The following is a 7266-nucleotide window of genomic DNA, read 5'->3' as shown; positions in this document are numbered from 1 at the left end:
TCGAAGGCGGTGCCCGCCTCGATGGTCAGCTGGTAGGGCGAGATGTGCTCGGCCCCCAGGTCGACAGCCTCGGCGAGTTCGGCGGCCCAGGCCCAAGGGGTCTGGCCGGGACGGGCATAGATCAGGTCGATGGACAGGCGCGGAAAGACGCCGGCCGCCAGCCGCGCTGCACGCCGCGCCTCGTCGGCGCCGTGGTCGCGTCCCAGCAGCTTCAGGGTCGGGTCGTCCAGGGCCTGCAGCCCCAGGGACAGGCGGTTCACGCCGGCGGCTGCGAAGCCCGCATAGCGGCTGGCCTCGGCGTCGGTGGGGTTGGCCTCCAGGCTGACCTCCAGATCGGCCGCGGGCGTCCAAAGCGTGCGGGCCAGGGCGATGATCTCCCCGGCCCAGTCGGGGTCCATCAGCGAAGGCGTGCCGCCGCCCAGGAACACCGAGACCAGGTTGCGTTCGCCGGTCAGGGCGCGCTGGGCCCGCAGGTCGTCGAGGATCGCCGCCTTCAGCGCCGCCTGCTCGTCGCGCCGGCCCCGGTCGCGGAAGACGTTGAAGTCGCAATAGGGGCAGATGCGGGCGCAATAGGGCCAGTGGACATAGACGCCCAGGGGCGGCGCTTCGCTCAAAGCAGGGCGGCCTTCAGCAGGGCGAAGGCCCTGGCCCGGTGGCTCATCGCGTCCTTGGTCGCCGGCTCGAGTTCGCCAAAGGTCAGGTTGTGGCCGAGCGGCTGGAAGATCGGGTCATAGCCAAAGCCCTGGGTTCCCCGGCCCGGGAACACCAGGGTCCCGTCGATGCGCCCCTCCACCGTCACACCGGCCCCGCCCGGCCAGGCGACGGCGAGCGCGCAGGTGAACCAGCAGGACCGGTCGTCCGATCCGGTGGCCGCGAGCCGTTCCTCGACATGGCGCATGGCCAGGGCGAAGTCCTTGTCCGGTCCGGCCCAGCGGGCGGAATAGATGCCCGGCGCCCCGTCCAGGGCGGTGACCGACAGGCCGGAATCGTCGGCCAGCGCGATCAGGCCCGAGGCCTCCGCAGCGGCGCGGGCCTTGAGCAGGGCGTTGCCCACGAAGGTGCTCTCGGTCTCCTCCGGCTCGCCCAGCCCGAGCGCGCCGGCGGTGACCAGCTCGAATCGGTTGTCGAGAATCTCGGTCAGCTCCCGGGCCTTGCCGGGATTATGGGTGGCGACCACCAGCCGGGCGCCGGGTTCGAGTTTCAGGGCCATGCCGCGCCTTTCGCAATCTGCGGCGCGGACCATAGGGGCTTGGCCTTCGCGCTGCATTGCAAAAGTTTAATATCGAAAAACGATAATTACATTGATCGATAAGCGACGTGTCCGTATTGACTATCGACATGAACGGCGCAACGCCGTTGCCGCAAATGCTGCACCGCAGCAACTCAAACCAAAGGATCTACCCCATGTTCTCTCCCGTGATGTCCTGGATGGACCGTTTCGCCGTCAGCGTGATCATGATGCTGGCCGCCGCCCCCGTGCTGGCCGTGGTGGCCGACAAGCTGATCGCCTAAGCTTAGCCCCATGACTGTGGCGGGACCGTCTCGCCGCCGTGGCTCCCGTTCGCCGGGGCCCGGCGGCGGACCAGAATTTGGGGCTGAAGCTATGCCTTTGATGCGCGCCTTGGGGCCGGGCTCGGTGTCGAGCTTCCTCAAGATCATCCTGGACGTGGTGTTCTACGCCCTGTGGGTCGGCCTGGGGGTCTCGGGCCTCATGCTGTTCGCCGCCCTGCTGCTCAGCTTCAATCCCGACCTGATCGGCGACATCGCCCTGTCGGTCGGCGAATCCAAGCTTTTGTCCAGCGGCCCGGTGCTGATGGGCGCCATCCTCGCCGTCGGGCTCTATCTGGCCGGCGTGCTGGTGATCGTGGCGCGGCTGCGCCTGATCTTCGCGACGCTCACCGCCGGCGACCCCTTCCATCCCGACAATGTGCTGCGCCTGCGGGTGATCGGCCTGATGCTGGCCGCCCTGGAACTCGGTCGCTATTGCTTCCAGTTCGCCAGCGCATGGCTGCTGCCCGGCCAGAACCGGGTCGAATCCAGTCTCAATCTCACCGCCTGGTTCTCGGTGCTGGTGGTGTTCGTCCTGGCGGAGGTGTTCCGCGAGGGCGCCCGCCTGCGGCGCGAAGCGGAGCTGACGATCTAGCCCATGCCCATTCGCGTACTTCTCGACCGGGTCCTCCTGGAGCGGCGCATGTCGCTGACCGAGCTGGCTGACCGGGTCGGCGTCACCATCGCCAATCTGTCGATCCTCAAGACCGGCAAGGCCCGGGCGGTGCGGTTTTCCACCCTGGCGGCCCTGTGCCGCGAGCTGGACTGCCAGCCGGGCGACATCCTGTTCTACGAACCCGGTCCGGGGGATGAGGCCATCGACGACGACGGCTAGAGTTCCGCGACCTCGTGTCGCAGCGCAGCATATTCATCACATTTTCGGCGATTGTGTACGTCTGAACGGTGATCAGATGTTGATTTATCAACGCCCCGCTTCTATATGCACCGCAGCAAATGTTGCGATGCACAAGGAGATGGACATGCTTCGCGCCCTGGAACGTCTCATCGACAGCCTGATGGCTCCCCTCGCCGCCGAACTGGCCCGCATGCCGCCGTCGGCCTTCCGCCAGCTGCTCTCCGGCCGGTAAGACCCCTCAGGCCGGCATCGCGCCGGTCTGGTGACGACCACGAAAAGGGCGGGCCGCAAAGCCCGCCTTTTCTGTTGTCTGGAGGTCGGGCGATCAGCCGCCGGCGGCGACCAGCTGCAGGGCGCATAGCTCGCTGATCCCCTTGCGGGCCAGGCCGAACAGGGCCTCGAACTCCGCCTGGCTGAAGCCGCGCTTTTCGCCGGTGGCCTGGATCTCGACGATGTCGCCCTTGCCGGTCAGCACGAAATTGGCGTCGGCCTCGGCGTTGGAATCTTCCTCATATTCGAGGTCCAGCACCGGCACATTGTTGTAGACGCCGCAGGAAATGGCCGCGACCTGGTCGATGATCGGGTCGGTGGTGATCAGGCCCTCGTCCATCAGATAGCGGGTGGCCTGGCGCAGAGCGACCCACGCGCCGGTGATCGCCGCGGTGCGGGTGCCGCCGTCGGCCTGGATCACGTCGCAGTCGATGGAGATCTGGCGCTCACCCAGGGCCGCCGGATTGATGATGGCGCGCAGGGAGCGGCCGATCAGCCGCTGAATCTCCTGGGTGCGGCCCGACTGCTTGCCTTCCGAGGCCTCGCGGCGGCCCCGGGTGTGGGTGGCGCGGGGCAGCATGCCGTATTCGGCGGTGACCCAGCCCTGGCCGCGACCGCGCATGAAGCCCGGCACCCGTTCTTCCACGCTGGCGGTGATCAGCACCTTGGTGTGGCCGAAGCTGGCGAGGCAGGAACCCTCCGCATAGCGATTGACCCCGGTTTCCAGGGTCACGGCGCGAAGCATGTCGGGTGTGCGGTCGGACGGGCGCATAAGCAGTCTCTCAGGTGTGCGGTCGGCGACGGACCGCGGTCATATTCGGGTTGGCCGACTTGCGCCGGCGAGGTGCGCGCTTATCCTAGATCATAGAGGTTCCGTCCATGGTGCTGCCCCAGATCCGACGCCTGCCGTGACCAGCTCACTCCTTTCCCAGGGCCCGACCCTGGCCGAGTTGGACGCCCGGGCCCGCGACATCTTCCGCCGCGTGGTGGAAAGCTATCTGGAGACCGGCGACCCGGTCGGGTCGCGGACCCTGTCCAAGGGCGGGGTGCATCTGTCGCCGGCCTCGATCCGCAACACCATGCAGGACCTGACCCAGCTGGGCCTGCTCGGTGCGCCGCATTCCAGCGCCGGCCGCCTGCCGACCCATGCGGGCTTGCGGCTGTTCGTGGATGGCCTGATGGAGGTCGGCGATGTCGGCGAGGATGAGCGTCGCGCCATCGAGGCGCGCCTGACCGGTCGTCCCCGCTCCTTCGACGACGCCCTCAACGAGGCCAGCGCCATTCTCTCCGGCCTGGCCGGCGGCGCGGGCATCGTCGTGGCCCCGGCCCGCGACGCCGGGGTCAAGCATGTGGAGTTCGTGGCGCTGTCCGAGAACCAGGCGCTGGCGATCATGGTCTTCGAAGACGGGGCGGTGGAGAACCGGCTGATGCCGCTCACCGCCGGGGTCACTCCCAGCGCCCTGCAGGAGGCCTCCAACTTCCTCAACGCCCGCCTGCGCGGCCGGACCCTGGCCGAGGCCGGGGCGGAGGTCGCGATCGAACTTGAAAAGGCGCGCCTGCAGCTCAACGAGACCGCCGCGCGCCTGGTCGAGGACGGCATGGCCGCCTGGGGCGGAGGCGAAGGGTCCGACCGGGCCCTGATCGTCCGAGGCCGGGCCAATCTGCTCGGCGACCCCGGAACCCTCGATGATCTCGAGCGGGTCCGCATGCTGTTCGATGATCTGGAACAAAAGGAACAGCTGATCGGTCTGCTAGACGGGGTGCGGGAAGCCCAGGGCGTGCGCATTTTCATTGGCGCGGAAACGCGACTGTTTTCGCTTTCGGGTTCCGCTGTCATCGCCGCGCCCTATATGACGGGCCGGCAAAAGGTGTTGGGCGCGATCGCGGTGATCGGGCCCGCCCGCCTCAACTATGCCCGGGTGATCCCGCTGGTGGACTATACCGCCCGCATGCTCTCCCAGGTCTCGAACGCGTGAGAAGGAACGAGATGTCCGACGATCAAACGCCGGCCGAAGAACTGGACGCCGTGGCCGAAGCCACTCTGAGCCATATGGAAGCGCTGAACGCGGAGATCGCGGCGCTGAAGGAACAGGTGCTGCGCTACGCCGCCGACGCCGAGAACACCAAGCGCCGGGCGGAACGCGAGGCCAATGACGCGCGGGCCTATGCGATCCAGAAGTTCGCCCGCGACCTGCTGGGCGTGGCCGACACCCTGTCGCGCGCGCTCACCACCCCGCCCGCCTCGACCGATCCGGCGGTGAAGAATTTCGTGGTTGGGGTGGAGATGACCGAGAAGGCGCTGCTCAACGCCTTCGAATCCAACGGGCTGAAGCGGGTGGAGCCGGCCAAGGGGACCAGGTTCGATCCCCACCAGCACCAGGCCGTGATGGAGCAACCCTCCGACGAGGTGGCCGGCGGATCGGTGATCCAGACCCTGCAGGCCGGCTATGAGCTGCTGGGCCGCCTGGTGCGTCCGGCCATGGTGGCGGTGGCCGCCAAGGGCTCCGGCGGCGAGGCTGTGTCCGAAGGCGGCGGGGCCAACCCCTATGCCAAGGCCCCGGCCGAAGCCGACCCGGACGCGGGAGCGGCGGTCGACCGCAAGGCCTAGATACATTTGTCATGTCGTCATCCCCGGTCTTGTCCCGGGGACCCATAGGTGCAAGCCGTCCCGGATATTTCCGCAGGCGGTGTTCATGGGGGGCCGGGACAAGCCCGGCCATGACGGCTTGGCGAGCTACAGCCCCAATATCTCCACCAGGGCCACGGCGTTGTTCCGCGCCGGGTCCTTGGCGGCATAGACCAGGGTCACGGGCCCAGCCGCGATCGCCGCGCGCAACTCGGCGACAGCCTCCGCCGCCAGGGGAGCCTGGAGCTCACTCGCGTAGGCGGCGAGGAAGCTGGGCCAATCGATCTGTCCTGCGTGCACCCGCTTGCGCAGATCGTCGCTGGGTGAGAGATTTTTCAACCACGCCTCGAGGCGCGCGCCAGCCTTGGTGACGCCGCGCGGCCAGAGCCGATCGACCAGAATTCTCGTTCCATCCTCGGGACTTGGCGGGTCATAGGCGCGCTTCAGAACCGGTCCGGACATCTCAGTTCCCCGAAAACGGGTCCTCAAGACCCTTTTCTTGCATATGCAATTATTGTATATGCATATGCACATGAAAAAGCTTCGACAACCCCCCAGGGACCGCCGTGGCGAGCTGCGCGAGGCGGCGGCTTTCGCGGCGGCGGAATGCGCCGGAGGCTTTGTCCGCCTGGCCGCGCGCCGGGTCGGGGCCTTTCTCGAGAACCGCCTGACCCCGACCGGACTGACGCCGGCCCAGTTCAGCCTGATGGCCCATCTGGCCTCGTCCCAGGATGACAGCCTGGGCGCCCTGGCCAGGCGCACCGGCCTAGACGCCTCGACCCTGACCCGCAATCTCCAGGTCCTGGAGCGCCAGGGCCTGGTGGAGATCGCCGTCCAGGACGACAGCCGCCGCAAGCTGGTCTGGTTGACCGAGGTGGGGGTGCGGCGCATGGCCTTCGCCCTGCCGGTCTGGCGCGCGGCCCATGATGAGATCAACGCCCTGATCGATGTCAGCCTCGCCCAAAAGCTGGCGGAAGCCGCAGCCATACTGGAAATCGGCGGCTGATCCACATATGCCGCGCCGCCAGCCCTTTCCCGCGCCGCGAGAATGATTAAAGTCCCAAGTCCCCTCCAGTCGGGGGCGACGGCGAGTTGATGCGCCGACGCGCGGAGATTCGGACCGGAACATGAAGCTTACGATCGAACGGGCGGCCCTTCTGAAGGCGCTGGGGCATGTGCAGAGCGCTGTGGAGCGCCGCAACACGATCCCGATCCTCTCCAATGTGTTGCTGTCGGCCGAGCGCGACCGGCTGACCTTCTCGGCGACCGACCTGGACATGGAGATCATCGACGAGGCCATGGCCCAGGTGGACCAGCCCGGCCAGATCACCGCGCCGGCCCACACCCTCTATGAGATCGTGCGCAAGCTGCCGGAAGGCGCCGACGTCTCGCTGTCCTTCACCGGCGAGGATCCGCGCCTGACCGTGGCGGCGGGGCGCTCGCGCTTCAACCTGCCGGTTCTGCCGGCCGGAGACTTCCCGGTGATGTCCTCCGACGGCCTGTCGGCCCGCATCGGGGTGGACGTCAACGACCTGATCCGGCTGATCGACAAGACCCGCTTCGCCATCTCCACCGAGGAGACGCGCTATTATCTGAACGGCCTCTACCTCCACACCGTGGTCGAGGGCGGGATCGCCAAGCTGCGGGCCGTGGCCACCGACGGCCACCGCCTGGCCCTGGCCGAAATGACCGCGCCGGAGGGCTCGGCCGGCCTGCCGGGCGTCATCGTGCCGCGCAAGACCATCAATGAGGCGAGGCGCCTTCTGGAAGACGCCGGCGAGAGCGTCGACCTGCAGCTCAGCCCCCAAAAGGTGCGCTTCGAGTTCGGCGGCGCGGCCCTGACCTCCAAGGTCATCGACGGCAACTTCCCCGACTATGTCCGGGTGATCCCGCGTGACAACGACCGGGTGATGATGGTCGACAACAAGCTGTTCGCCAAAGCCGTCGACCGGGTGGCCACCATCTC

10 protein-coding genes are annotated in these 7266 nt (G+C 67.7%); 6 read left to right on the top strand and 4 right to left on the bottom strand.

The genetic code is table 11. From position 1 onward, the window contains the following. Nucleotides 1–614: radical SAM protein (locus tag Q7P21_RS17860; RefSeq protein ID WP_304178158.1), on the bottom strand; the 614-nt coding region annotated here is incomplete at its 3' end. Then, entirely contained in the window at nt 611–1210 is a 600-nt protein-coding gene (gene rdgB / locus Q7P21_RS17855; RefSeq protein ID WP_304178157.1) for an RdgB/HAM1 family non-canonical purine NTP pyrophosphatase, read from the bottom strand. The genes rdgB and Q7P21_RS17860, both read right to left, overlap by 4 nt. 402 nt (nt 1211–1612) lie before the next feature. Here rdgB and Q7P21_RS17850 point away from each other — a divergent pair, with 402 nt between their 5' ends. Together Q7P21_RS17850 and Q7P21_RS17845 are read left to right on the top strand one after the other, a co-directional pair. Beyond that, on the top strand, nt 1613–2143 hold the full coding sequence (locus Q7P21_RS17850; protein ID WP_304169927.1) for a DUF2975 domain-containing protein: 531 nt from the start codon (nt 1613–1615) through the stop codon (nt 2141–2143). Nucleotides 2144–2146: 3 nt separating this feature from the next. After that, a complete protein-coding gene (locus tag Q7P21_RS17845) occupies nt 2147–2383 on the top strand; it encodes a helix-turn-helix transcriptional regulator (protein WP_304169926.1) in 237 nt (78 codons plus the stop codon). 346 nt (nt 2384–2729) lie between these two features. On the opposite strand, the gene rph is transcribed toward Q7P21_RS17845, so the two are convergent. Next, nucleotides 2730–3446 (bottom strand): ribonuclease PH, encoded by a 717-nt coding sequence (rph, locus tag Q7P21_RS17840; protein WP_304169924.1) that lies wholly within the window; start codon nt 3444–3446, stop codon nt 2730–2732. 136 nt (nt 3447–3582) lie between these two features. Here rph and hrcA point away from each other — a divergent pair, with 136 nt between their 5' ends. Together hrcA and grpE are read left to right on the top strand one after the other, a co-directional pair. Further along, nucleotides 3583–4650, top strand: a complete 1068-nt coding sequence (hrcA, locus tag Q7P21_RS17835) for a heat-inducible transcriptional repressor HrcA (RefSeq protein ID WP_304169922.1) — start codon at nt 3583–3585, stop codon at nt 4648–4650. An 11-nt stretch (nt 4651–4661) separates the two neighbouring features. Next, the gene (grpE, locus tag Q7P21_RS17830) at nt 4662–5282 is read left to right on the top strand and encodes a nucleotide exchange factor GrpE (protein WP_304169920.1); all 621 of its coding nucleotides are present in this window, start codon (nt 4662–4664) and stop codon (nt 5280–5282) included. Nucleotides 5283–5408: 126 nt separating this feature from the next. Here the strand turns inward: grpE and Q7P21_RS17825 are convergent, their stop codons facing one another. Beyond that, nucleotides 5409–5762, bottom strand: coding sequence for a DUF488 domain-containing protein (locus Q7P21_RS17825; RefSeq protein ID WP_304169919.1), 354 nt, complete (start codon nt 5760–5762; stop codon nt 5409–5411). A 70-nt stretch (nt 5763–5832) separates the two neighbouring features. Here Q7P21_RS17825 and Q7P21_RS17820 point away from each other — a divergent pair, with 70 nt between their 5' ends. Together Q7P21_RS17820 and dnaN are read left to right on the top strand one after the other, a co-directional pair. After that, a complete protein-coding gene (locus Q7P21_RS17820) occupies nt 5833–6306 on the top strand; it encodes a MarR family winged helix-turn-helix transcriptional regulator (protein WP_304169918.1) in 474 nt (157 codons plus the stop codon). Nucleotides 6307–6427: 121 nt separating this feature from the next. Beyond that, a partial coding sequence (gene dnaN, locus Q7P21_RS17815) for a DNA polymerase III subunit beta (protein WP_304178155.1) occupies nt 6428–7266 on the top strand: 839 nt, incomplete at its 3' end.

Source organism: Phenylobacterium aquaticum (assembly GCF_947378715.1).
GTDB lineage: Bacteria > Pseudomonadota > Alphaproteobacteria > Caulobacterales > Caulobacteraceae > Phenylobacterium > Phenylobacterium aquaticum_A.
Note: the sequence above shows the minus strand (reverse complement) of the source record. Positions and strands in the feature narration are given on the sequence as shown.